The following is a 25,204-nucleotide window of genomic DNA, read 5'->3' as shown; positions in this document are numbered from 1 at the left end:
TTTGATTATTAAAAAATGATAATCAAGGCATTAAAATTTATATTTTTAATATTTTTAAGCACTTTGAATTATTATTTTAATAAGTAAACCAAAATACGAAATTATTTGTATTTCATTACAGTAAATTTTACAATAAACATATATATATGATTATTTAAAATGAATTGAAACAAATTATGGGATTTGAAAGAAATAATTTGTATTATGAAAATAAAAAATATCATATGATACGGTACTTAGGGTCTAAATTCTTTGTTGCAACTTATTAACCTTTGGAGATAATAACATCAACATTTTCCATCCAAAATAGGGATCCGCCAGTTATTTGCTAAATATTTTAAAATATCAGGGTCGATGAAGGATATGATGATCTTTTGACCAACTCATCTATTGCTTTTTTACTTTGAATGATAAATAAAAATGGATTACATTTGCTTTGGAAGATAAGTTCTAATGCAACTTCCTGTAATATCCTACTCTTCTTTATGAGGTGACTTTAAGTTGAGAATTCAAAATAGCATATGAAAAAAAAACTACTACTAAATACATTGTTTATTCCATTAATAGGATCTGCTCAATTGCAAACAGTTTTTAAGAATAAAATTGATTCAATTTATAATAACAATAAGGATGCTGTTGGAATTATTGTCCATGTGGAGGCTCCAAAACAAAATATTTCATGGAGCTATGCGAAAGGAATCGCCAATACCAAAACTAATGAACTATTAAATGCCCAACAACCTGTTCTGATTGCGAGCAATAGCAAACCTTATGTAGCCGCTGCAATATTGAGATTGGTCGAAAAAGGTAAAATATCTCTGGAACAACCGATTAAAAAATTACTATCGGGGAAAACCTGTCAATTATTCGAAAAAGATGGTTATAATTTGGACGCAATTACGATAAAGCATCTTTTGTCTCATACGTCTGGTATTCAAGATTATGTGAACGAAGATTATTTTGAATTCGTAAATCAACATCCAAAATATACATGGAAAAAAGAGGAACAAATCAAGAGATCGATTGAAATTGGAAGTCCTCAGCCTGTAGGTGAAAAGTTTAGTTACGGAGATATAAATTACTTACTCCTAGCCGAAATTATTGAACAAAAAACACATAAACCATTCTATACAGCTATCCGGGATTTATTGAAATACAAAGAACTGAATCTGACAAAAACCTGGTTTATTAATTTAGAAAATTATCCTCCAAACACCCTAGCACTCGCTCATCAGTATGCAAGCAAGTACAAATGGGATTCGTACGACATTGACCCTTCCTGGGATTTGTATGGTGGTGGAGGAATGGCCGCAACGGCCAAAGAATCGGCCCTGTTTTTCCAATATCTATTTGATGGAAAGATCATTCAGGACAAACAGATCCTGGAAGCCATGCATACCTACGTTTTGCCTTCAGATCAATCCAAATACTGTTTGGGACTTTATCACTTTGAAATGGGATTTAATGCTTACTATCACGGAGGCTGGTGGGGGACTGATGTTATTTACTCTCCGGAATCTGATGCAACAATTACTGTTTTTACATTACAAAAGGGTTTCCAACATATCATTAATCCATTTATTGGAAAGGAATTTCAAAAGCTTTTAATTAATAAAACAGAGATAAAATAAGTGATTGTTACTGAGAATACGGAATTCCAACTTTTCCGTTTTTATCATTAAGTATATACCTAAAGTATATTTTGGCAGTTCTTTTTTCGTTACACATATAATAATCAAAATCCTGTACAAAAGCACAGCTGATTTCCTATAAGGGTATATCATCTTTGGCAAGTATCCACAGTAGATCAAAATATGAAAGGCTCTATTTTATGGATTCTATAATTAATGATTTTAATTCTTATATTAATTTTAACCCATAAATCATTATCTCTTTATATCCTATTTTTTATATACAAATACTATTGTTATTTTAGCCCCATAAAAATTGGGTTATAATAATTAAGGATATGAAAAAATTAATCTTATTAGGTGCTGTTTCAGCTTTTTTAATCAATTGTAATAAAAAGACTGAAGCTCCTGCTCCTAAAACCAATACTGATACCATTGCAGTAGAAGAACCTGTAGTAGACACTTTAGGGCCCAAATCCTTCTGCTATATAGGTGTTGTAGGAAAAGACAGCGTTTTCGCTTCTATTGACGATAATCTGGGAACAATTACCGGGAAACTATCCTATAAAAACAGTGAAAAAGACAGTTCAAAAGGTGATGTAACAGGTTTCAAATCAGGAGATACCCTGAAGCTGACTTACGAATTTACTGCTGAAGGCAAAAAAAGCAAAAGAGATATTTTCTTCCTGCAGAAAGACAATGCTTTAACGGAAGGAATTGGGGACCATAAAGAAGAAGACGGACAATCTAAATATGCCGACGAAAAAAAGATCGTCTACAAAGACGGCCCAAAACTGAACACTGCTGACTGTAAAACTGTCAACAAAGCCGTAAAATAAACATTCTATTGAAATCAAATAAAAATGCTGTTCTCCTATTTGGGAACAGCATTTTGCTTTTTATTAAATTTCAGGATCGAGCCTAGTTTGGATTGAAAATGAATTGTGTGATTAGAATTTCTCCCTCAAAAAATATCCTTCACATGCCTTACGCTTCTTTCTCCCAATAATTGTTTACAATATTTTTCATAATACCCACATATGATTTCACATGTGGAATCTGACTGAAAACCTTAAACTGATCATGGGTGGTATGAAAGTTCATATAAAACAGCCAAAATCCAATAGAAAGATAAGGTATAGAGGCAAGTTCCTGCGAGCTCACTGAACGGTATTCACGATACCCATCCAGAAAAATCTGATAAGCTCTCTGAAATTCTTCATTGGTCATTCTTCCGGCAGATACATCCAATACAAAATGGATCCAAAAAGTCATTATATCATTGACGAGCCAGCCATATCCCATAAAATCAAAATCGAATAAAGTAACCGTATCATGATCAAAGTGAAAATTCTTAGGCAGAAAATCAAAATGACAATACCCTTTTGAAAACGTTGAAGTATCCAATTTTGTCAGCTTACGCTCTATTTCAACAGCAATATTTTGCAGCCATTCGTAATCTTCCGGGTTTTCTTTAAAGACAGGTTTTAATCTTTCCAAAGGTTTAAAAACAGTGGTTTGAAGATCAAAATTCCATCGTTCGTATTCTACTTTAAAATGTGCGGAAACATTATGAAAGCGCGCCATTTCATTTCCTAAGGCACGAAACTGATTATCATTCATTAATCTAGCCACACGACCTTTAGCAAAGGAAAATAAAACAGCATGCCTTACGCCTTCAATGGCTTCCAATTTTAGAATATTATCTCCGGAAAGATCCGTGATGGGATAAGAAACAGATACATAAGCATCTTTCAATGCCTGTAATAGTCTTACTTCCTCTTTAATATGATCTAAACTTCGATGAGAAGAACGGTAGATACGAAGTATAAAACAGTCCTCTTCCGACTCTACCCGATAAGTATCTCCCACTCCTCTTACCAGAAGTTTAGATTGAACATTTTTTAAGCCATATTTTTCGGCAATAAGTTCTGATAATGCAATTGGACAAAGTGTTGAGTAAGTTGCGGGAAAAATAGTTTTCATGGTATTTAATTACGTTGTATGTATTCAGATTCATATCTGATAAAAAATGAACTTAAAATGTATTTTCAGGCTTCAAAAACTCCCATCTTCCCTCTTCCAGCCTCCTTTCCTACAGTTCTTCCTTAATAATTTCAATAAAACGGTTTACAGCATCATCACTGGTACTCCAGGAAGTAATGAGACGAATGGCAGAAAACTCATCATCCACTTTTTTCCATACAAAGAAATCAAAGCTTTCTGATAATGTTTGAATAAGATTATTGCTTAGAATCGGGAAAATCTGATTGGTATAGGTATCAGAAAGAAATTTCACCTCTTTTTCCTGTAATGCATATTTTATTTTCATAGCCTGCTGATTGGCATGTTTAGCGAGATCAAAATACAGATCATTCTTCATAAGTTCCATGAATTGAATCCCTAACAATCTGCCTTTTGCCAGTAACGCTCCTTTTTGCTTAATGTTAAATGCAAAATCCTCCTGGAGAGCCGGATTATTAATAACAATCGCCTCACCTATCAATGCTCCGTTTTTCGTACCGCCCAGATAGAAAATATCCGTAAGTTCTGCTACTTTTTCTAACGTAAGATCACTGATCTCGGAAGTAAGCCCATGTCCCAGTCTTGCCCCATCCATAAACAGATAGAGTCGGTTTTGCTTACAGAATTCCGAAAGTTCTTCCAGTTCTTTGGCCAGATAAATGGTTCCCAGTTCTGTAGAATTGGAGATATACACCATTTTCGGCATTACCTGATGGGGTACATTTCTATGGTTTTCCAGTATCGGAATAATATCTGAAGGTCTTAGTTTTCCATCTTCCGTTTCAATGCTCAAAACTTTATGGCCGGTCGCTTCAATCGCTCCGGTTTCATTATTCAGAATATGTCCGGTAGAAGCTGAAATAGCACATTGATAAGGTTTTAAAACAGAAGAAATCACAATTAAGTTGGCCTGGGTACCTCCAGAGACAAAATAAATATCAGAATCTTTTTTGTTGATTTTGGTCTTAATTAATTCTTTGGCATTCAAAGAATATTCATCTTCTCCATATCCCGCCTGTTGTTCTAGATTATATTGTAAAAGAGCCTGCAAAATGTTCGGGTGACATCCCTCAGAATAATCGTTTTTGAATGAAAATTTCATAGAGTAAAATTAAAAAAAGTTAAAATAACAAGAGTGATCTTTTAATATTATTTTGTTAGATTTGTATTGAAAATCATCTAACATTTTGAAAACAACCCTAACAGAAGAAAATTACCTGAAAGCTTTGTTTCATTTAGTTGACAATGAAGGAAAGGTGACGATTAACGAACTCAGCAAATTTTTGAATGTAAAAATGCCGAGCGTTAACAATATGATGAAAAAATTCGCAGAAAAGAAATGGGTCATCTATGAGACTTACAAACCTCTGATCGTTACCGAAAACGGTAGACGTGAAGCGGCTTTGGTAGTCCGTAAACACAGACTGACTGAAATGTTTCTGGTTAAGAAAATGAATTTCGGCTGGGAAAACGTGCACGAAATTGCAGAACAGCTGGAACATGTACACTCTCAGATCTTTTTCGATAAAATGGACGAAATTCTGGATTACCCTAAATTCGACCCTCATGGGGAGCCTATTCCCGATAAGGATGGAAACATTATTGCCCAGGATCTTCAGAAGTTAAGCGGCTGTGAAGAGGGTGAAACTGTTGTTTTCGCGTCCGTTACTCTTTCCGATGACGCTTTTTTAACGTATTTAAATGACAGAAAGCTTCTCCTGAATACCAAAGTAAAAGTGACCAAAATTGAAAGCTTCGATAAGTCGATGACGATAGAGATTGATGGGAAGAAAGAAATCCTTAGTAAAAAGGCTACAGAGAAAATATTGGTAAAAAAATAAAAAACAGTGAAAATCACTGTTTTTTTTATTCTTTCTCTATCACATTCAATGATCTTCTATCAGCTTAACTTTCTTCGGTTTGATGCTCAGTAAAAAAACAGTTGATATAATAAAAAAACTTCCAATCCAATCTACCGTAGAATAAGAAACATTTAGCCATAATACAGCTAAAACTGTTGCTGAGAGAGGTTCCATTGAAGCAAGAAGACTCGTTTTCTGTCCTCCTATAATCTTCACCGCCGACAAATAAGCATAAAAAGCAATTAAAGTTCCGAATATGACAATAAAAGTTGTATATCCAAAAGCCTGGAAATCCAAAGCCCCTTCTATTTCCCATGGCGCTTTTACAAAACTAAATACAATACCACCACAGAGCATTCCCCAGCCAATCACCACAGATGATTTATATTTTGAGAGAAGCTTTACAGGCTGTAATGTATAAATCGCTAAAGATACCGCAGATGCCAATCCAAAAAACAAAGCCGCTCCGGAAATTGAGAGACTCGAAATATCCCCATGAGTAACAAGTAATACTGTTCCTAATACCGCCAAAATAATGGCTATCATTTCCAGAAAAGCAGGAACTTTTTTATTTTTAAAAGCAAGATATATGGCAATCATTACAGGTCCTGCATACTGTAAAACCGTAGCAGTTGCAGCATTGGAATGCTTTATCGCAGCAAAATAAGTATACTGTACAGCCAGCATCCCTACTATACTAAAGATCATTAGCTGTACTGCATCCTTTTTATCTCTCCAGATCTCAAAAAGATCTGATTTTTCTCCCAATTTTGCAAAAATAAGAAGGAAAAAACCTGAGATAAGCAGCCTCATTGTAATCATCCATTCAATATTAATTCCTCTCTGTTGAAATAGAAACTGAGCAAATGTCCCTGAGACGCCCCAAAATAGTGCAGCCAAAGCTGCTAAACAAAATCCTTTTACAATATTCATCGGTTCAAATAATTTTCACAATGCAAAATTGCATCAAATACAGCTTGGTTTTTAATGAAATTCAAGCAATTATTTGCAATTTTGTTTCATCAAATTATTAATTTTCAAGAAAATGAATGAACTGGATCATTTTGATATTTCAATTCTCAAGATACTACAGAAAAATAATCTTACTCCACAACGTGATATTGGAGACTCTATCGGGCTGTCTGCTGCGGCTGTACAAAGACGTATCAAAAAAATGCGTGAAACGAAAGTCATTAAAGCTGATGTATCCGTTATTGATACAGAAAAACTCAGCTATTCAGTCACCCTTATTGTGGAAGTCTTTCTGGAAAGAGATAAAATTCATCTGATTGATGAAGCTCAGACATTATTTACTTCTGCTCCCGAAGTACAACAATGTTATTATGTAACGGGTGAATCAGATTTCGTTTTGATCATTGTGGTTCCTTCCATGAAAGAGTACGAAATTCTTACCCGCAGAATATTTTACAGCAATGAGAACATTAAACATTTCAGGACCTTAGTGACGATGAATACAATAAAATCAGGGCTTGATATTCCACTGGATCTTTTATTATAAATGACTATGTTAGATTCGTTAAAAAACGGTTAAATTCTTTGCTAAAAAGAATCTGCTTCATTAAAATGACTAGGTTTGCAAAATCTTCTATGGAAATTCCATATTTCCAACAAGTCCTAAACTTTAATTATTACCTTAAAAATTATGAAAAAAAGCATTCAGTTTTTTATTGTTTCCATGTTGTTGAGCCCTTTTGCCAATGCGCAGGTAAAAGATTTTGTAATTGAGCCACCTATTAAATCCAATCTATATATTTACAAGACTTTTGGAGTATTCGGAGGTAAAGAATATTCAGCCAATGCAGCTTATCTTAAGACGAAAAAAGGAGTAATCCTGTTCGATGTACCTTGGGAAAAAGTACAGTATCAAAGCCTGATGGATACCATAAAAAAGCGCCATAACCTGCCTGTTATTGCGGTTTTTGCCACCCATTCGCACGACGACAGAGCCGGAGATCTGAGCTTTTATAATAAGAAAGGAATTAAAACCTATGCAACGGCCAAAACCAATGAGCTTTTGAAAAAAGAAGGAAAAGCAACTTCAAGCGAAATCATCAAAACCGGTAAGCCTTACCGTATAGGCGGAGAAGAGTTTATCGTAGATTTTCTTGGTGAAGGACACACTGTAGATAATGTAGTGGTATGGTTTCCAAAATATAAAGTATTAGATGGTGGATGTCTGGTAAAAAGCAAAACAGCAACCGATCTTGGATATATCAAAGAAGCCAACGTAGAACAATGGCCGAAAACGATGGAAAAACTGAAAGCCAAATATTCGCAGGCAACGTTAATCATTCCTGGTCATGATGAATGGAAAGGCGGAGGCCATGTAGAACATACTCTTGATCTTCTTAAAAATAAATAAAAAGGATTCAGCCCCGGCGAAGCCGGGGCTGAATCCTTAAACCATACTATGATTTCAGAAGACGAGATACCTCTTCAATTTCTTCAATTGTATTAAAATAATGAGGAGACAGGCGAATGGCATGATCTACATTTTTATGCGTAAAATCGATCAGTGCATTGCTTCTATCATTTACCTTAAAGTATACATTATGATCCGTCAGTATTTTGCTGCTCTTTTCAACCTTTCCGTCTTTCTCACAAAAGGTAACGATGCTCCCTAGCCTATTTCCTTTATCCAAAATTCTGAAACCATTATTCTGAAGATTCGTTCTTAATGTTTCTGCCAGTTTACGGTTATAATTTTCGATGGTAAGCATTCCTATATCGTTGGCATATCGTAAAGCTTCTTTCAAGCCTAGGAGATCAGCATTAGATCTTTCAAAAAGTTCAAATCTTTTTGCGGTTTTCTTGAGCTGGTAATCATCGAACTCTGTCCAATGAGCTCCATTGCTGTCTAAAAATAAAGGAGCCATCTCATTGTTTAAAACCTTATCTGAAACATATAAAAATCCTGTTCCTCTTGGTCCTCTCATAAATTTTCTTCCTGTTACCGTCAAAAAATCACAGTTAATTTTCTCGACGTCTACTACAATCTGACCAACAGACTGGCAGGCATCTACAAGATAAAGAATATCATATTGCCGGCATAGTTGCCCCACCGCTTCCACATTCTGAATCAAACCGGAGTTGGTCGGAATATGGGTAACTGCAACTAATTTGGGCTGATGCTTTTTGATCAGTTTTTCAAAATCCTCCAGATCCAGTTCATGATCAGATAAATTAGAACTTCTGATAATTTCAATCTGATACCTTTTTTGTAAAGAAATAAAAGCAATCTGGTTGGATATATAATCATCATTGGTTGTCATGATACAGTCTCCTTTTTTAAAGGGAATGCTGGACAACGCTTTTGCATAACCATCTGTAGAACTATTCACGAAAGCAATATTAGAAGGATTGGTATTGATCAGCTTTGCCGCTTCTATATAAAACTGGCTGATTGATTCAGAATTTCTGCCAGCTACCCTATAACCGCCTATCTGTTGTTCCTCATATAAACAATCCGTGATCGCTTCTACCACAATTTTTGGCATTAGTGATGAACCTGCGCTATTTAAAAATATTTTATCAGAACATCCGATGGTGTCTTGTCTTATTTTATTTAAATCCATAGTATGAAATCCGTGGAACAAATCTAATGTTAATTTTCTCTGCTATTACTCATAAAAAATCCCGAATTTTCATCCGGGACCTATATTTAACAAATTCACTGTATTAATCCAATACACTCCAACCTCTCTTAGGATTGGTATTGGTAGAAACTTCCTGTTCGTTAACAATGATATTTTCTTTTCTCTGACCAATGTAATCAAGCTCACTCAGTTTAGCGAAAATCGTTTCCAGGCTTCTCAACATCTGCTGGATATAAAGCAATGGCTCACCACAATTGTGATGGTCATAGTTGGTTTCCGCTACAATAGAAAGCTGGTTCAGTAAGGTGTGTGGAGCAATTTCACTCCATTCCAGGCTATAATTCAGCATTTCCTCCAATTCGGCTGGCACCAGAAGCTGTGTGGAATTGTATAAATGAAGTGCCAGTCTCGCAAAAGATTCGATCAGAAACACAGGCGGCTGCCAAGGCGTAATATTTCTGAACTGGAAATACATATCTCCAAAAGTATTCACCATTGTACTGCACAGAAACTTAACGTTTTGAGCCAATGCCGTATTCTGGTTTTTATGAGATGCTTTCTGAATGATCTTAAATGCATATTGCTGCAGATTTCCAATAGACTTTGCAAAGCTGCTGTAATAGTCTACCAGAGCCGGATGACTCTGAATGGAAGTACATGGCGGAATAAAATTCGAATCTACCTGAGCGATATTCGCTTTTAGATCAACTTTTCCGATGATCAGGTAATTTCCTCCGGAATAGCTGCTGTTCAATGAAGTAACAGGAAGCAATTCGATATGGTGATTCGGTTGTGCACTAGGGTGACGCGGTGGAATTTCTTCCGGATCAATATCTCCGAAAGGAACTTTATCAAACGGATTTACAGAAATTAAAATATAATATTCTCCATCTGCCTGCTCCTCATTCATTGACTTGGCCAAAGACTTTACGCTGATTCTTCTGTCTGTAAGTTCAATACGGTATCCTGCCATCGTTACAGCACTGCAACGCTTGATCACAAGTTGTACATCATTGGTGGCTGTATTATGAACGTCAAAAATAGTTCTGTCTGTAAACTCTGTTGAGATAGGTAAAAGTCCGTAATTATATGTAGTAATTCCAAGTGAATTGGAATCTCTGATCGTATCGATTAAAAAATTATCCTGATCATTAAGGTGTCTTTGGGAAACTTTCATCCCATCCACCCAATTGATTGCAAAATGTTTAATAGGCTGTATCATGTTAAAATACTTTTTTTAAATTTTTGTGATTATGCTTTTCTTACTACTCCTTCTTCTTCATGCTGAATGACTCTCTTACAAATAACCACTTCATTTTCAGAAATGCTGTTTGTAGTAATGTCCTGATCGAAATCGATATATTTTCTGAAACTGAAAAACGATTTTTTAGTATAAAAAATCCAGTAGTAGGGATCATTTCCTTCATCCGAAAGATGAATAATAGATCCCGGGTTCTTATGATTATAGTCATCCACTACCCTGTAGAACCAATCTCCGAAAGTGACTCCTGTCGGAAGTGTTTTTGCCTTGATTCTGAATCGGTTGGAATCTTCCAGATTTTTGCTTAACTCAACATTAAGAACCATCAATCGGTCGAAGTCTGCTCCTTCAAAATCAGGCAGCTTCTGCTCCGGAGAATATTTCCATGTTTTATAGATGTCAAATGGAATACTGATAAACTGGATATAGCAATAGTAAAATACCATCGGAACCACAAAGATCAGCATACTTGTCGCAGCCATTACCGCATATCCTAGTCCTCCGCTCATCCAGTTGAAAAGCAATGTAAACAGATACCCACCCAACGCGATACACGTCAATGAAAGGATGGATTCAAACAAAATGCTCATTGCCAGAGACTCGATATGTTTCTTGAAATATCTGTGTAATAGATTAACGTGAATGATCCCAAAAATAAGATAAATAACCTGGGCTATAAGATACCAGTATGGATTAAAAAGATTTCGGGTAAAACCGAAAACTCCCGGCAACGCCAGACATAAACTGCATAGAAGAACGTATACAATAATTACTTTAATTTTGATCGCAGGCTTATTCCGTCTGATTACACCCAGTATAACCATCATAATGATTGCGATTAAAGGCATTAAAATATACCTTAAAAAAATACCTTTTACTGAAGAAATTTCCATTTGTTTCTTTTCGAATTTATATTTTGTTGGTAGTTGTAAATATAATAAAATAATTTAGAGGAATGTAGAGTATCCAAGGCGGCTTGCATTTCTTTCGTCATCCTCCAGACTGAAAGAGTATTCATGTTTTTCTGTCACAAAGTTCTCCTCTACATCTACAGTTACCGGGAGAAAATAGTCATATAAAGCCTGCAGTACGTTTCTGAACGGGCTTCCCGGAATATATTTCTTCATATCTTCATAAGGAATAGGGCCTATATTGACCACCCAGTTTCTCTGTCCGTCCATATGCCTTCCGCTCGGAATATAGGTAACGCCTAATCTTGAATTCCCTAATAGCATAGAATCGTCGTTTTTCTCAATTTCATCGATTACATTGGGGGAAAACGTTACCTCTACAGGTACCTGCAGGAAAGCGGTCATACATCTTTCAAACCATCTTTTATCACCTCTGATTTGGTGGAAGAATGGTAAAATGTGCATAAAGATATACGCATTCTGTTTGTCCAGCATTCTGACCAGCGGCCATAGCTCACTCACCGTATCCAAAAGGGAGTCTGTATTGCTGGTAATGTCAAATTCTGATTCTTTCAGTAAAGCACTGATTTCGGTAAAAAATACCTCAAGTTCAAAGGGACGGAAAAATTTGCGGGCATCATCTTCTACCCTTTTCTGCTTCCGGATTTCCCGTACCACAGTATCTACATTTTTTCTGGAAGCTCCAAGAGAAGGCGGATGGAAAAGCCCTTCCGGAAGATAGTCATAAATACCCTCCCTATAACTTTCTATGGTAAATACTTCCTCATCAAATCCTAAATAGCTGCTTGAAATACTCTTAATATCTTTCAGGTAAGCACGGTCGTTCACGCCGACACGCTCAATGAATATATTGCTTACCGCCCGGTGGTATTTCAAAAGATTAACCGCCACAGCTTCAGCCTTAAAGTCTGTCTGCAGCTTATTGTAATGCATATCTACAATATTATTCTCATACATAGTGTTTCCTCTGATTATGACTTGTAAAGATAATATATCTCGCAAGTTTGAAAAAATATTTTACTAATAATTTTATTCTAAAATACTAATTAATTAGCATTAAAAGGAATAATTTTCAGCAAATTCCGTAAAAATACGGTGATAAACGAATTTACCCAAGGATTAAAATTTGAATTTAAAAACTCATTATCAACAACTTATAAATTTAAGCCTAAAGTTTTAAACCTGGCATGCAATATAAGATTATTTTTAAACAGATCTCTATTGACTTACTGTTACGGATATTACTTCCTTTTTTAAACCTGGATGTTTTTATTCCATCCTTATTATATATGATCTTACTCACCTATCTTTTCTATAATTCACAAAAAAAATCCTCCAAACCTATTATAATTACTCTTTTTATTAAGATTAAATTTTATTAACATCATCTTTATAGAATAAATCCGGGATAATGTATGCTCATTCGGAAAGCGGGCCGTATCTTTGCAGACTGAAAATTGTTATTTAAAATGAAAAGTATTTATTCTAAAATTCTGATTTTAGCATTCATTTCCTCTTCACTATACTCGTATGCGTGGGGACTGACGGGACACAGAGTCATTGCAGACATTGCAGAGAACCACCTTTCCAGAAAGGCCAGAAGAGAAATAAAAAAGATAATGGGTAAGGAACGCCTTGCGTATTGGGCCAACTGGCCGGATTTCATCAAATCTGACACTACGGGTGCATGGAAGCAGGCTTCATCATGGCATTATGTAAATATTGACCCACAGACTGACTTCAAAGCATTCGACCAAAATTTAAAAATGCAGGCAGGACCAAGTCTTTATACTCAGGTAAACACATTATCCAGCCAGATCAAGGATGAGAAAACTTCTGCAAAAGACAGAAAAATTGCGTTGATTTTCCTGATCCACATTATGGGAGACCTTGCTCAGCCACTACATGTAGGAAGAGCTGAAGATTTGGGCGGAAACAAAATCAATGTGACCTATTTCGGAGATAAAACCAATTTGCACTCAGTTTGGGATGGAAAATTAGTAGATTCTCAGAAATACAGCTACACGGAATATTCTAAGCTTTTGGACATCAAATCTAAAGAAGAAGTAGCACAAATTCAGTCTGGAACATTGGAAGACTGGTTGTATGATTCTCACAAAATCGCCAATAAGATCTATGCCCAGACTCCGGATGGTTCAAAATTATCTTATGACTACCAGTATAAGTTCAATGATACTCTGGAAAGACAGTTGCTATACGGAGGGTTGAGACTGGCAAAAGTATTGAATGAGCTATTCTAATTGAAAGTTAAAAAATATTTTAACCATAATATGATAAAAACGGGACTTCGGTTCCGTTTTTTTGTTTAAAGTTTCTTGATTAATGGTATTCAGAAATAGTTTTTTCCCTTTCTACCATCCGAACAATACATTTTTAAATCATGTTCCAGGCCCTTCTATCCTACTTCAATCAAAATATTTAATAAAAAAGTAAAACTTGTGTAACCTTTTTGTATTCCCATACGTATATTATATAGTAACTCTTTTTTGAGGATAAAAATAAATGAGACAATTAAAAATCACTAAGCAGGTTACCAACAGGGAAACTGCTTCATTAGACAAGTATTTGCAGGAAATTGGTAAAGTGGAACTGATCACTGCGGACGAGGAAGTAGAATTGGCACAAAGAATACGTGCTGGCGACAGAGCCGCATTAGAGAAATTAATCAAAGCCAACCTTCGTTTCGTAGTTTCTGTATCCAAGCAATACCAAAATCAAGGTCTTTCTTTACCCGATTTGATCAATGAAGGTAACTTAGGACTGATGAAAGCGGCAAAAAGGTACGATGAAACTAGAGGTTTCAAATTTATCTCTTATGCAGTATGGTGGATCCGTCAATCAATTTTACAGGCGTTGGCTGAGCAATCAAGAATTGTAAGGCTTCCGTTGAACAAAATTGGTTCCATCAATAAAATTAATAAAGCATACGCTCACCTTGAGCAGGAAAATGAAAGACCACCTTCTCCGGAAGAATTGGCTGAAGTTCTTGACATGAGCGAGGAGGATATTAAAGAATCGATGAAAAACTCCGGAAGACACCTGTCTATGGATGCACCTTTAGTAGAAGGTGAAGATTCTAATCTTTATGATGTATTACGTTCAGGAGAATCACCAAGTCCTGATAAAGACTTAATGCTTGAATCGCTTCAAATCGAAATTGAAAGAGCATTGAATACTTTAACGCCAAGAGAGGCTGATCTGGTAAGATTATACTTCGGACTGAACGGAAAACACCCAATGACTTTAGAGGAAATTGGTGAGACTTTCGATCTTACAAGAGAGAGAGTTCGTCAGATCAAAGAAAAAGCAATTAAGAGACTAAAACACAATACCAGAAGTAAGATCCTTAAATCTTATTTAGGTAAATAATTTTTAGCGCAAAAAATCTTATAGGCGGGGTCTGTTTTCAGGCTCCGTTTTTTTATGGATTGTTTTAATCATCTATGATATTTCCCAGACAGAAAGAGAGATCATTCGGATATTTTATTTTCAGGAAACAGCAGCTACTCTATTTTCAGTTTGTATTCTTTCCTTACCTTTGAATAATCCGATTGTAAATCAATTGTAACAATTTTTAAAACATTTTCAACTAATACCATTTTAAAACTCCATTTGAAAAATAAACATGACAACACTACCTACAGAAAATAAAATTTCAAAAGATAAAAACGTTCTTCTAGTTTTGCAAAGCAATGCAGCCCCGAATACCGACCTTCAATATCTGACGGATCATTTTTGCGGCTCAGTCATCAACAGCCTGGCTGATCTGGATGCCACTTCCAACAAAAAGGTTTATGTATGTGGAGACTTGAATACCCTTACAGCAAGTCCTCAACAGCTGCATATTATAAAAGAATTGTCGCTCAATGATGATAACCGTCCGAAAAATTCAAGGATTGTAAATCTGGGAGAAGTTCCGGTGATCATCAGTAATGCAGGTGTCTACTACAGAAAACTGTTTTCTGACGATAACAGCTTCGAAAAGATTAAATCTGAGCATGATTTTCAGGAACTTACAGAATCCAACAAAGAATCTAAAGCATTCAGAAAAGGAATATACCTGAGCAAGATTACCAAAGACTTTACAGAAACCGGTCAGGAAGCTTTTCATTACAATCTTTTGAGGTGTTCAAGTAATCTTACAGGACCTACCGACAACTTTCGGGATATTGATCATCAAATCATTAACACACTCAACACATGTGTAGAGGAAACATTTGAGCATCAAACAGATATGAATCATGCGCTGGTACAGATCTATGAAAACAAAAAGAAAACAGACGATTCTCCAAAGGAGGTAAAAGCAAAGATCAAAGCTCATTCTGATAAGACCAAGGATATGCCTAAAGAAGGGCTTATTGCATTTTGCACGTTCTATGACGATACCAATACAGAACTGCTGAAACCGTCAGATACCGACAGATTCGACTGGTGCTATAAACAGACGAGTGCTCTGACAAGACTTCATTTCAGGCTTAAGAAAACCGTTGAGGATGATACCCTGGAAAAAGAATTCAGTGTTACGTTGTACCCTGATTCTGCATTTCTGATTCCACTTTCTACCAACAGACTGTATACGCATGAAATCAGACCGTCTGTGTTGGGAGTTGATCAGATTCCTATCAGAATGGGCTATGTCGTTAGGTGCTCTAATCTGGAAGCAATGCATACGGAGGGGCAGACTTACATCAAAGAAAACGGACAGTATATTAAACTTGAAGAAATGACTCCTGAGCTTCGTGAAGAGCTGAGAAGTTCTTATTATGAAGAAAACAGTACTGAAAACAGGGTGGAATATGGAAAAGTTCATTTCAGCATGAATTCAGGAGATTATGAAAAGCCAATTTTTTAAATACACTGAGAAAGCAACATGAATAGCACAGCATTTCACAAAATAAATCTTCCTTTAGAAAGAAACTTATTCAATGATCTGTTCCATTCCGCCGAATTTGAATCTACAGGAAAAGGCAGATTGGGAAATCATCTCGTGAAACCAGATGGCCCGCATATTCCGATTGTAAGAACCACTACCCGATATACGATTCCTGCCACTGCTTTTTCAGAGATTCATCAAAGTCTTGTTGATCATATCAACGAGACTCTTGCCGTTGAAAATATAGGTATTCCTTCTCAGAATTTCAATAACGCATTGATTGAAGTGTATGATGCTGTGTATTCTAAAATGGGTTTTCATTCTGATCAGGCACTCGATCTGGAAAATAATTCTTTTATAGCACTATTTACCTGCTATGAACGACCGGATGAACTGGCAGATTTTCAGCTGAGAAAGCTTGTCATTAAAGACAAAACAACTGATGAAGAATCTGAAATAATATTGCACCATCATTCTGTGGTTCTGTTTTCGTTGGAAACCAACACCAAATTTCAGCACAAAATAGTCCTGAATGCTCTACCGGATCCCAAAATGAAAGTGAATGACAATAAATGGCTGGGTATCACCTTCAGAACATCGAAAACATCTGTTCACTTCAGCCATGGGCAACCACAGTTTTCTGCAGGAGAATCATTTACCCTCGCTGATCAGGAGCAGGAATCAGAATTCTTTCAGCTCAGAGGAAAGGAAAACAGAGCATTGGATTTTACTTACCCGGATTTGAAGTACACAATCAGTAAAGGAGACCTCATCATGCCGAAATACCCAAAGTAATCAAACCCCAAACACCTTTGAAAAATTTAAAATAACACTACATCTCATGGAATATACTACAAAATGGCTCACCGATAAAGCCCGTATCAAAGAACTGGTAGACTTTTTCATCACTCATAAAACGGATTCTTATATTTCCCACGGAGAGATGATGTCTGGCAGAGCCCTTGATTCTCACCACTGGAATCCTGATCTGGAAGTAATCTTAACAGAACAGCTGCTTACCGATTTTAATTCTGACGGAAGTTCTAAACTGAATATCCTGATCGCAGAAAATGAACTTGAAGATATTGTAGGAATGGCAGTTTTCAACGTAATCAACAGCCCTTTTAAAAAATACGCAATTTTAGAAGATATGCTTCTGGATCAATCGGTAAGAGGACAGTCTCTTGGAAGCAAACTTTTGGAAAAGGCTATCCACGAATCTAAAAGCTGGAATATCAGTTTTATCCTGCTTGAAAGTGGTGTGAATAATCATGGAGCTCATAATTTTTTCAGTAAATATGGTTTCAAAAAAGTATCGGAAAGCTATATCTTAACGCTATAATTTTTTTAATTATACTTTGTTGATGATTGCAAAGACACAAGAAAATAAAAGATCCTCAGCAAGTATTGTCTCTAGTTTTTTTGCCACGGATGCACGAATAATTTTCTTTATGGATATAATTAAGTGCATATGATTTATTCGTGAATTCGTGGCAAAATAAAAATGTACTGGATATTTCCCAAAATCTGTGATTTTCTTGCGCCCAACAGAAAGTATCTCAATGGGAACACGGAAATTCATTGCGGAATTTTATGATGAATTTAATTCCTGAAAGTGTCAATCAGAAGATGATCAGGTAAATCATTGAGCTGGAGGTGTAAACCTAATCATCACAATTTCAACCAAAAGGATCATTTTTTTTGTTTTTTTGTGGAAAGAAATAACTAAATTAACCCATATCAAAATCAAAAAATATGAAAAAATTCTTTTATGCATTGCTCCTGATCCTGGGAGTGAATACAGCACAGGCACAGGAAGTCCCGTTACTGGACAGAGGATTGTTTTTTGGAAATCCGGAAATTTCAGGAGGTCAGCTGAGCCCGGATGGAAAGTGGATCTCGTTTACGAAAGAATACGGAGGAATTATGAACATCTGGGTGAAAAAGATTGATGAACCTTTTGATAAAGCCCGCCCGTTAACTGACAGTAAGCGGCCTTTGAATGGTTATTTCTGGTCAGAAGATGGGAAGTACATCCTCTATGTAAAAGACAATAACGGGGATGAAAATATGAATATTTTTGCCGTAGATCCTATCGCAAAAGCCGCAACCGGAGTTCCCGCATCAAGGAATATCACTCCTCTCAAAGAAATAGCTGCTCAGATCTATATGGTAAGCCGAAAAGATCCCGACTTGTTGATGGTAGGTTTAAACAACCGTGACAAAGCATGGCATGATCTGTATTCTCTGAAGATTTCTACAGGAGAGATGAAAAAGATCTATGAAAATACAGACCGCGTGACAGGCTATGATTTCGACTGGGACGAAAAACTCAGGGTCTTATCCAAAACAGATGATAAGGGAACCACACAATTTCTTTACAAAGACGGAGATAAGTTGACCCCCATCTATGAAACGCTGGTTACAGAAAACGCTTATATTGCAAGCTGGAGCGAAGATAATGCTAAATTTTATCTGGTAACTAATAAAGGAGATCTGGATAAGACCGCATTGTTCATGATGGATCCAAAAACAAAGCAAATCACAAAAGTTGAAGCTGATCCTAAAGGAAAAGTAGATTTCGGCGGGTTGTCTATGGACAGAAATACGAGAAAGATCATTTCTACGTCATATACCGGTGACAAAACAGACTATTACTGGAAAGATAAAACATGGGAAGATAATTATAAATTTCTTCAAAGTAAATTTCCGGGAAGAGAGGTTAATTTCGGAAGCTCAACGAAGGATTATTCTAAATTTTTAATCTCAGTTTGGGGTGACAAATATGCTTCTGAATCTTATTTCTTTGATGCTAAAACCAGGCAGCTGATCTTCCAATATACTCCAAGAGCAGAACTGAAAAAAGTTGAACAGTATCTGGCTTCCATGACCCCGATCTCCTATAAAAGCAGCGACGGACTTGAAATTCCGGCTTATCTGACTTTACCCGTAGGATCGAGCGGAAAAAATGTTGCTGTAGTCGTTTTGGTTCACGGAGGACCAAAAGGCCCGAGAGATTATTGGGGCTACAATCCAATCGTACAGTTTTTAGCCAACAGAGGATATGCCGTACTTCAGCCTAACTTCCGAGCAAGTGGAGGCTATGGTAAAAAATTTCAGAACGGAGGCGATCTGCAATGGGGAAAGCTGATGCAGGATGATATTACGTGGGGAGTAAAATACCTGATCAATCAGGGAATTGCAGATAAAAATAAAGTTGCCATCATGGGCGGAAGCTATGGCGGATATGCAACACTGGCGGGATTGGCATTCACACCGGAGGTCTATGCTGCAGGAGTTGATATTGTAGGGCCAAGTAATCTTTTCACTCTGCTGGATTCTGTGCCTGCTTATTGGGAATCAGGCCGTGCTTTCCTCTATGGTATGGTGGGTGATCCACGAACTGAAGAGGGTAAGAAAAGAATGCAGGAAGCAAGCCCGCTATTCAGTGTAGACAAAATCGTCAAACCTTTACTGATTGTTCAGGGGGCTAACGACCCAAGAGTAAAGCAGGCTGAAGCAGATCAGATTGTCATCGCCCTGCGTGATAAAGGGAAAAAAGTAAATTATATTCTTGCTGATGATGAAGGCCACGGATTCAGAAAACCGGTTAACAGTATGGCAATGTATGCCGAAACGGAAAAATTCCTTTCTGAAGTAATCGGGGGCAGATACCAGAAAGATATGCCTGAAAATGTGGCAAAACGCCTGAAAGAAATGACCGTTGATATTAAAAATGTAACTTATAAACCTGCTGAAAAAACAAAAACAGCGGAAGCGGCTAAATAAAATAGCCTAATAAACAAAACCATCTCATTGCTGAGATGGTTTTTATTTTTTACTCATAGATTTTCTGCCTTTATTCTTCTATTTGTCTTCTGTATCGATTGACTCTATCCAGTCAACAACCTCTTTTATCTTCTCATCAGACAGTTTTGCATCATGGTGAAGATAGAGATAAGAAGAAAGTGGCATTTTTCCTTGCTTTATCTGATTTTTAACAGCTTCTAGTTTATTCGTTCGTTTCCTATGGCTGTAAAGTCCCCATTCATTAAAATTCAACTCTTTTTTTCCTTCTTTAATATGTTTTTCAAGAAAAAAACTTAATGGTTGAATGTATGCATAAACAGGATAATCCGTTGAATTACTATGACAATCATAGCACGAGGTTCTCAAAATAGATTGTACATTTCCGGGAACCTGATACACTTTTGAAATGTCAGATGAAGGTACCTGCCCATGATCAATATTACGGACAGGCTGAATCACCTGAATGATTAAAAAAATAATGATAAAGCCGAAAAATATATTTTTAATAGAGCGGCTCATGGGGTCTACAATACTTTTTTTACAGATCCGCAGTTAAGCATTTTTGAGCCTTCATAAGGATTTACAATTTCCTTTGTCTCACTAATCCAGGTTCCTCCTTTTCCATTATTGTACATAGGGCAGAAATCCTGATATAATTTTAAACCACCGGTTCCTACTTCTCCGATCAAATCGGTAATATCATTACTCAGAGAAAGTAAATGTTCCCTTTGATGTACTATATCATCCGCGTTTTCTCCAATATGCTCTGCATTTTCTGATACACTTTCCAAAATATCACGCAACTCAGAATTGCTCTTTACATTGGTTTTACTGGCAGCTATTTTTTTTACTATAGAAAACAGATTTTTAGCGGCATCGGAAGCTTTTTTAGAATCATCCTGAGCTAAAGCATTTTTTAAAGGAATATATCCTTGCATCACTTGCTGTATTGGAAAATCTGAAAGCTCACCGGCTTCTTTTTTATTTTCTTCTGAACTTTCTTTTACTTCCTTGCTTTGAGTTGAAGCAACCACAGAATCAGCCTTGGGTGTGGTTTTGATTTCCGGTCCTGCTGCTTTATTTTCAGATCCTTTATTTTCGGGTTTAGCACATGAATATAATGTAGCTCCCACTAATAATACGGTTATTATATTTTTCATTGTTTCTGAATGATTTTATAGAGTAATAGGGTTAAAAATGAATGAGAACTATATACAACTCTACACTATCTTCGAGTATTCGATTTCTGACGCAGGAAATTAGTGTAAAATTGCATATAATTATCAAAATTAATACGTTAAGGTAAGACCGGCTCCCCAGCCCATCTCATTGTCATAATTTCCGGAAACGGATAACCATTTTTGCAGGATATATCTTATTCCCGTAGAAAATTCACCGTCTGAATTGACACTAAAGTTTCCTCTCAGCTTTCTGGAAAGCGGAATATCTTCCCTACTCAGCTCCAACAGAACTTTTCCATTCTGGTCAACACTTGCATCTGCAGTGATCAGCATCGGTAATACATACTGCATCCCGACCATGAAAGCCAATTTATTTTTCGAAGCTTTCTGCTGTCCGAACCAGGTCTTTTTACCATGAAAATCCATGCCCATATCTTCTGCCATCTGTCTTTCCATGATCTCATGGTTCTTTTGAACCCTTACTCCTGCATAAGGCAATGCCCACTGAAATTTTCCTAAGAATCTTCCCACTTTTGCACTTCCTTCAAAATGATCGAAGTTCCAGTTGCTGTGAAACTCATTCAGATTCGCCCATCTTGGTCCGAACATCGTCATTGTTTCTGCATGTATCTTATTGCTTGCCACATCCAGCATCGCCATAGAACTTACCATTTTATTATCCTGCAGGAAGTTTTTCCATGCCAGCTTTCTGTTCGGAAGCTGTGGATTGGGCTTTGAATTTTCATAACTGAAGATCCTTCCCATTCCCGCCATCATATGGTATAAAATATGACAGTGGAAGAACCAATCGCCATCCTGATTAGCAGCAAATTCAATCGTAACGGTTTCCATCGGCATGATGTCTACCACATTTTTCAGTGGAGAATATTCGCCTTTTGAATTGATCAGTCTGAAATCATGACCGTGAAGGTGCATCGGGTGGCGCATCATAGAATTATTATACAGTTTGATTCTAAGGATCTCCCCTTTTTTCACCAGGATTTTATCTGTTTCAGTAACGGTTTTATTATCCAGAGTCCACAGGTAATGGTTCATATTTCCTTCCAAGGTAAACTTCATTTCACGAATGCTATCGGTAGGAAGAATTGTTTTTTCAGGAGATTTTAAAATATTATAAGACAATCTTTTGATCGTTTTTTCTTCTTTCATGTTCATCTCTGAATGCTGAGAGTGATCCTCTTCTTTTTTATCCTCCTTAGTTTTTACCCCCATCATTTCATTGATGTGTTTTGCAGTCGTTTTTCTTTGACTTTCTGGAATTTCCGGGTACATTACTTCATTCATATCCATCATCTGATTTCCCATCGTCATGGTCATCGGCTTCATATTTCCGCTCATTTCCATCATTCCGTTCATCATTTTCATTCCTTCAAAAAGCATCAGCCTTGGTAAATTGGGAGCCTCCACTTTTTCACCGGAACCCAGCCAGAGTGATGCATGTCCTATCCTATCTTCTGAAGTAGCTCTGAATTCGAAACTTTTGTTTTCCGGAATTGTGACTTCAATATCATACGTTTCTGAGACCCCTACGATCAAGCGGTCAACTTCTACAGGGACTACATCGTTTCCGTCATTTCCTACCACTTTTATCTTCCCGCCACCGTAATTCAGCCAGAAATAAGTGGAAGAACCTCCATTCGCCACTCTCAATCTTACTTTATCTCCTGCTTTTAGGTTTGAGTAATCTGAGCTTGGAACACCATTGATCAGGAATTTATCGTAATACACATCGCTGACGTCCATTGCTTCCATTCTTTTCCATTCATTCAGTGCTTTTGTTCCGAAATTTCCGGATTTGATGGCTTCCCAGTAACTCTGGACAGCGTTTTTCTTAACGGCATACCAATCGGTGTTGGCCATATGAAGTCTTCGGGCGATCTGCATAGGATCATCATCACTCCAATCTCCCAGCAGGACAGGAATTTCTGCATTATATTCCGTTTTGGGCTCGCCCTCTCTTTTTTTGAAAACCAAGATTCCGTTCATCCCTATCTGCTCCTGAAGTGCTTCATGAGAATGGTACCAATAGGTTCCGTTCTGTGAAATTCTGAATTTATACAGGTGGGTTTCTCCCGGTTTCACAGGTTTTGTGGTAAGATAAGGAACTCCGTCATGTTCATTGGGAAGAATAACTCCATGCCAATGCAGTCCTGTATTCTCTTTCAGCATATTATGAAGATAGATCTCAGCTGTATCTCCTTCTGTAAAATATAAAGTGGGAGCCTGAAGCTTTCCATTGATCGCAATGGCTCTTCTGTTTTTTCCTGTAAAATTGACGATGGTATCTTTTACATACAGATCATATCGAACTGTTTTCCCTCCGAAAGTAATTTTTCCGTTCTCAGAATTTCTCTTTAAAACAGATTTTTCATCCTTTGGGGTTTCAATGGCGGGCTTCTGTGTTTCTTTTTCTACCAGTTCCATTCCGCATTTCGGGCATTTCCCCGGTTTATCTGAAATCACTTCAGGATGCATCGGACAGGTATAGGTAGTTTGAGATTGAAACTGAGACTTCGACTGAGATTTAATTTCTGCTTTAGACTCTCCAGCCACCATCAATTGCTCCTTCTTAATTCTGCTCTCTACATTGGGCTTCTCAACTTCCTTTCCTCTATTGGCTTTCTTAGCCTCCTCAGCTTTGTTCGCCTTATTATCAACTTGAGCTCTATTTATTTTGGTTTCTACAGGTTTTGCTTTTATTTCTGTTTTAGGAATAGGTTTCACCATAACGGTTTTCTTTACCAGGGTCATTTTGCATTTCGGGCAGTCACCAGGTTTTGATGATACTACTTCCGGGTGCATAGGACAGGTATAATACGTCTTTGTTGTTTGTGCGAAAGTAAAAACAGAGAATAGAAGTACCAGAAACATGATTAGTTTTTTCATACTTTTCTGAACTTTTTAGAAGCTGCATAGCTTTAAGTAAATTATACATTAAACTATGCAACTTATTACATTAAAGACTAATACAATACTTATTTAATTTCTGACTTTACGCTTCCGCATGAAAGCATAGATTTCCCGTAGTAAGGATTCATGATCTGTTTTTCATCGCTTAACCAGCTTCCGTCTGCCATTGGGCAGTACTGTACATAAACGGGTTTGTCTGAAAGTTTAAATTCTTTCGTAAGCGCGATCATATTATCTGAAAGATTCAGAAAAGTTTCTCTTTGAGAGGCAACGGTTCTCGCTTCTGAGATAACGGAAGCATCTTTTCTAAGGATGTTAAGATTTCCTTCAGAGACTAATTTGTAGTCGATCGTTGAAGCTGTTTTGATAAATTCTGTTGCTGCCTTTGAAGTTTTGTCTGCATCATCTGAAGCTAATGCTGATTTGATCGCAATATAGTTCTGATACAGTTTTGAAACCTGAGCATCTTTTTTAGACTGTGCTGAAAGTGAAATAACTGAGAATAAAGATAAGGCTGCTGTAATGATATACTTTTTCATTGTTTTAAATTTTAGAATTAATTTTTTTAATAAAGAATAAGGGTAACGCAAAGGAAAATGCGTCAGGACATGTCGCCCGTAACGGTATGATTACATTACCTGAAACGACTGACAGATTCTAAATTCTAAAATTACAATGATTGATGTAGATAGGTACCGGCCTGTACTCAGGCGGTGCATTGATCTGAATTTGGGTAAATTTGGTCGCCGAAAAAGATTTGTCAATAATGGCAAACTGATGTTTCACCGGAATTTCTGAAACCAAACTTAAAAAATCGATTTTAAGGAAATCAGATTTCTGGGAGTCATCTACTTTTACGATTTTGATCTCTGTCTTGCAGCATCCTTTCTTGTCTTTAACGCCGCATTTGCCACAAATATCAACTGTTTTCTGACTTACAGAAACAAATTCCTGCATACAGTAATGAACGCTAAAAGCTGCCCCGGAAGAAAATCCGAAGTAGAAAATAGAGAATAATATGGCAAGAATCTTTTTCATTGATACAGCAAAGTTAAAAATA

Annotated in this window: 23 protein-coding genes; 11 read left to right on the top strand and 12 right to left on the bottom strand. The window is 36.7% G+C overall.

The features are described 5' to 3' along the window. The first annotated feature begins 521 nt into the window (after nt 1-521). The gene (locus tag AC106K_RS05720) at nt 522-1,631 is read left to right on the top strand and encodes a serine hydrolase domain-containing protein (protein WP_482443666.1); all 1,110 of its coding nucleotides are present in this window, start codon (nt 522-524) and stop codon (nt 1,629-1,631) included. Between the two features lie 338 nt (nt 1,632-1,969). Beyond that, nucleotides 1,970-2,470 (top strand): hypothetical protein, encoded by a 501-nt coding sequence (locus AC106K_RS05715; RefSeq protein ID WP_482443665.1) that lies wholly within the window; start codon nt 1,970-1,972, stop codon nt 2,468-2,470. 148 nt (nt 2,471-2,618) lie between these two features. Here the strand turns inward: AC106K_RS05715 and AC106K_RS05710 are convergent, their stop codons facing one another. Further along, entirely contained in the window at nt 2,619-3,617 is a 999-nt protein-coding gene (locus tag AC106K_RS05710; RefSeq protein ID WP_482443664.1) for a phosphotransferase enzyme family protein, read from the bottom strand. 109 nt (nt 3,618-3,726) lie between these two features. Continuing rightward, on the bottom strand, nt 3,727-4,758 hold the full coding sequence (locus tag AC106K_RS05705; protein WP_482443663.1) for a threonine aldolase family protein: 1,032 nt from the start codon (nt 4,756-4,758) through the stop codon (nt 3,727-3,729). A gap of 85 nt (nt 4,759-4,843) precedes the next feature. Between AC106K_RS05705 and AC106K_RS05700 the strand changes: the two genes are divergently transcribed. Continuing rightward, nucleotides 4,844-5,497, top strand: coding sequence for a metal-dependent transcriptional regulator (locus tag AC106K_RS05700; RefSeq protein WP_482443662.1), 654 nt, complete (start codon nt 4,844-4,846; stop codon nt 5,495-5,497). 45 nt (nt 5,498-5,542) lie between these two features. On the opposite strand, the gene AC106K_RS05695 is transcribed toward AC106K_RS05700, so the two are convergent. Next, the gene (locus AC106K_RS05695) at nt 5,543-6,451 is read right to left on the bottom strand and encodes a DMT family transporter (RefSeq protein ID WP_482443661.1); all 909 of its coding nucleotides are present in this window, start codon (nt 6,449-6,451) and stop codon (nt 5,543-5,545) included. A 112-nt stretch (nt 6,452-6,563) separates the two neighbouring features. Between AC106K_RS05695 and AC106K_RS05690 the strand changes: the two genes are divergently transcribed. Both AC106K_RS05690 and blaIND read left to right on the top strand, forming a co-directional pair. Then, on the top strand, nt 6,564-7,037 hold the full coding sequence (locus tag AC106K_RS05690; RefSeq protein WP_482443660.1) for an Lrp/AsnC family transcriptional regulator: 474 nt from the start codon (nt 6,564-6,566) through the stop codon (nt 7,035-7,037). A 144-nt stretch (nt 7,038-7,181) separates the two neighbouring features. Beyond that, nucleotides 7,182-7,901: an IND family subclass B1 metallo-beta-lactamase gene (blaIND, locus tag AC106K_RS05685; protein ID WP_482443659.1), complete on the top strand. Its 720-nt coding sequence runs from the start codon at nt 7,182-7,184 to the stop codon at nt 7,899-7,901. Between the two features lie 46 nt (nt 7,902-7,947). Here blaIND and AC106K_RS05680 read toward each other — a convergent pair whose 3' ends face one another. From AC106K_RS05680 to AC106K_RS05665, 4 genes are all read right to left on the bottom strand, one after another. Then, nucleotides 7,948-9,114 carry an aminotransferase class V-fold PLP-dependent enzyme gene (locus AC106K_RS05680; RefSeq protein WP_482443658.1) on the bottom strand — a complete coding sequence of 389 codons (1,167 nt, stop codon included), beginning with the start codon at nt 9,112-9,114 and terminating at the stop codon, nt 7,948-7,950. 103 nt (nt 9,115-9,217) lie between these two features. After that, nucleotides 9,218-10,357, bottom strand: coding sequence for a hypothetical protein (locus tag AC106K_RS05675; RefSeq protein ID WP_047095832.1), 1,140 nt, complete (start codon nt 10,355-10,357; stop codon nt 9,218-9,220). Nucleotides 10,358-10,386: 29 nt separating this feature from the next. After that, nucleotides 10,387-11,289 carry a TssN family type VI secretion system protein gene (locus AC106K_RS05670; RefSeq protein ID WP_482443657.1) on the bottom strand — a complete coding sequence of 301 codons (903 nt, stop codon included), beginning with the start codon at nt 11,287-11,289 and terminating at the stop codon, nt 10,387-10,389. A gap of 54 nt (nt 11,290-11,343) precedes the next feature. After that, on the bottom strand, nt 11,344-12,285 hold the full coding sequence (locus tag AC106K_RS05665; RefSeq protein ID WP_482443656.1) for a type VI secretion system baseplate subunit TssG: 942 nt from the start codon (nt 12,283-12,285) through the stop codon (nt 11,344-11,346). A gap of 512 nt (nt 12,286-12,797) precedes the next feature. Here AC106K_RS05665 and AC106K_RS05660 point away from each other — a divergent pair. The 6 genes from AC106K_RS05660 (at nt 12,798) to AC106K_RS05635 (ending at nt 20,011) form a co-directional block, all read left to right on the top strand. Next, nucleotides 12,798-13,589 (top strand): S1/P1 nuclease, encoded by a 792-nt coding sequence (locus AC106K_RS05660; RefSeq protein ID WP_482443655.1) that lies wholly within the window; start codon nt 12,798-12,800, stop codon nt 13,587-13,589. 262 nt (nt 13,590-13,851) lie between these two features. Further along, nucleotides 13,852-14,718, top strand: a complete 867-nt coding sequence (locus AC106K_RS05655) for a sigma-70 family RNA polymerase sigma factor (RefSeq protein ID WP_002979276.1) — start codon at nt 13,852-13,854, stop codon at nt 14,716-14,718. Nucleotides 14,719-14,974: 256 nt separating this feature from the next. After that, the gene (locus tag AC106K_RS05650; protein ID WP_482443654.1) at nt 14,975-16,201 is read left to right on the top strand and encodes a hypothetical protein; all 1,227 of its coding nucleotides are present in this window, start codon (nt 14,975-14,977) and stop codon (nt 16,199-16,201) included. Between the two features lie 18 nt (nt 16,202-16,219). Continuing rightward, on the top strand, nt 16,220-17,017 hold the full coding sequence (locus AC106K_RS05645; protein ID WP_482443653.1) for an alpha-ketoglutarate-dependent dioxygenase AlkB: 798 nt from the start codon (nt 16,220-16,222) through the stop codon (nt 17,015-17,017). 46 nt (nt 17,018-17,063) lie between these two features. Further along, nucleotides 17,064-17,564, top strand: a complete 501-nt coding sequence (locus tag AC106K_RS05640) for a GNAT family N-acetyltransferase (RefSeq protein WP_482443652.1) — start codon at nt 17,064-17,066, stop codon at nt 17,562-17,564. 413 nt (nt 17,565-17,977) lie between these two features. Beyond that, on the top strand, nt 17,978-20,011 hold the full coding sequence (locus tag AC106K_RS05635) for a S9 family peptidase (protein ID WP_482443651.1): 2,034 nt from the start codon (nt 17,978-17,980) through the stop codon (nt 20,009-20,011). A 78-nt stretch (nt 20,012-20,089) separates the two neighbouring features. Here AC106K_RS05635 and AC106K_RS05630 read toward each other — a convergent pair whose 3' ends face one another. From AC106K_RS05630 to AC106K_RS05610, 5 genes are all read right to left on the bottom strand, one after another. Continuing rightward, a complete protein-coding gene (locus AC106K_RS05630; protein ID WP_482443650.1) occupies nt 20,090-20,551 on the bottom strand; it encodes a heme-binding domain-containing protein in 462 nt (153 codons plus the stop codon). A gap of 5 nt (nt 20,552-20,556) precedes the next feature. Then, nucleotides 20,557-21,192, bottom strand: a complete 636-nt coding sequence (locus AC106K_RS05625) for a DUF3347 domain-containing protein (protein WP_482443649.1) — start codon at nt 21,190-21,192, stop codon at nt 20,557-20,559. A gap of 129 nt (nt 21,193-21,321) precedes the next feature. After that, complete coding sequence (locus tag AC106K_RS05620; RefSeq protein ID WP_482444744.1) at nt 21,322-24,105, bottom strand: multicopper oxidase domain-containing protein; 2,784 nt, start codon at nt 24,103-24,105, stop codon at nt 21,322-21,324. Between the two features lie 104 nt (nt 24,106-24,209). Then, entirely contained in the window at nt 24,210-24,683 is a 474-nt protein-coding gene (locus AC106K_RS05615; protein WP_482443648.1) for a DUF3347 domain-containing protein, read from the bottom strand. A 118-nt stretch (nt 24,684-24,801) separates the two neighbouring features. Then, complete coding sequence (locus tag AC106K_RS05610; RefSeq protein WP_482443647.1) at nt 24,802-25,182, bottom strand: HYC_CC_PP family protein; 381 nt, start codon at nt 25,180-25,182, stop codon at nt 24,802-24,804. Nucleotides 25,183-25,204 lie beyond the last annotated feature (22 nt).

The sequence above is a fragment of the Chryseobacterium sp. FR048 genome, assembly GCF_056844665.1.
The sequence above is the reverse complement of the archived record's forward strand: the minus strand, read 5'-3'. Positions and strand labels throughout refer to the sequence as shown.

Bases quoted from the DNA above. Each gene is read 5' to 3' on its own strand.
- AC106K_RS05720 (WP_482443666.1), top strand. From the start codon at position 522: ATGAAAAAAAAACTACTACTAAATACATTGTTTATTCCATTAATAGGA.
- AC106K_RS05715 (WP_482443665.1), top strand. From the start codon at position 1,970: ATGAAAAAATTAATCTTATTAGGTGCTGTTTCAGCTTTTTTAATCAAT.
- AC106K_RS05710 (WP_482443664.1), bottom strand. From the start codon at position 3,617: ATGAAAACTATTTTTCCCGCAACTTACTCAACACTTTGTCCAATTGCA.
- AC106K_RS05705 (WP_482443663.1), bottom strand. From the start codon at position 4,758: ATGAAATTTTCATTCAAAAACGATTATTCTGAGGGATGTCACCCGAAC.
- AC106K_RS05695 (WP_482443661.1), bottom strand. From the start codon at position 6,451: ATGAATATTGTAAAAGGATTTTGTTTAGCAGCTTTGGCTGCACTATTT.
- AC106K_RS05690 (WP_482443660.1), top strand. From the start codon at position 6,564: ATGAATGAACTGGATCATTTTGATATTTCAATTCTCAAGATACTACAG.
- blaIND (WP_482443659.1), top strand. From the start codon at position 7,182: ATGAAAAAAAGCATTCAGTTTTTTATTGTTTCCATGTTGTTGAGCCCT.
- AC106K_RS05680 (WP_482443658.1), bottom strand. From the start codon at position 9,114: ATGGATTTAAATAAAATAAGACAAGACACCATCGGATGTTCTGATAAA.
- AC106K_RS05675 (WP_047095832.1), bottom strand. From the start codon at position 10,357: ATGATACAGCCTATTAAACATTTTGCAATCAATTGGGTGGATGGGATG.
- AC106K_RS05670 (WP_482443657.1), bottom strand. From the start codon at position 11,289: ATGGAAATTTCTTCAGTAAAAGGTATTTTTTTAAGGTATATTTTAATG.
- AC106K_RS05665 (WP_482443656.1), bottom strand. From the start codon at position 12,285: ATGTATGAGAATAATATTGTAGATATGCATTACAATAAGCTGCAGACA.
- AC106K_RS05660 (WP_482443655.1), top strand. From the start codon at position 12,798: ATGAAAAGTATTTATTCTAAAATTCTGATTTTAGCATTCATTTCCTCT.
- AC106K_RS05655 (WP_002979276.1), top strand. From the start codon at position 13,852: ATGAGACAATTAAAAATCACTAAGCAGGTTACCAACAGGGAAACTGCT.
- AC106K_RS05650 (WP_482443654.1), top strand. From the start codon at position 14,975: ATGACAACACTACCTACAGAAAATAAAATTTCAAAAGATAAAAACGTT.
- AC106K_RS05645 (WP_482443653.1), top strand. From the start codon at position 16,220: ATGAATAGCACAGCATTTCACAAAATAAATCTTCCTTTAGAAAGAAAC.
- AC106K_RS05640 (WP_482443652.1), top strand. From the start codon at position 17,064: ATGGAATATACTACAAAATGGCTCACCGATAAAGCCCGTATCAAAGAA.
- AC106K_RS05635 (WP_482443651.1), top strand. From the start codon at position 17,978: ATGAAAAAATTCTTTTATGCATTGCTCCTGATCCTGGGAGTGAATACA.
- AC106K_RS05630 (WP_482443650.1), bottom strand. From the start codon at position 20,551: ATGAGCCGCTCTATTAAAAATATATTTTTCGGCTTTATCATTATTTTT.
- AC106K_RS05625 (WP_482443649.1), bottom strand. From the start codon at position 21,192: ATGAAAAATATAATAACCGTATTATTAGTGGGAGCTACATTATATTCA.
- AC106K_RS05620 (WP_482444744.1), bottom strand. From the start codon at position 24,105: ATGTTTCTGGTACTTCTATTCTCTGTTTTTACTTTCGCACAAACAACA.
- AC106K_RS05615 (WP_482443648.1), bottom strand. From the start codon at position 24,683: ATGAAAAAGTATATCATTACAGCAGCCTTATCTTTATTCTCAGTTATT.
- AC106K_RS05610 (WP_482443647.1), bottom strand. From the start codon at position 25,182: ATGAAAAAGATTCTTGCCATATTATTCTCTATTTTCTACTTCGGATTT.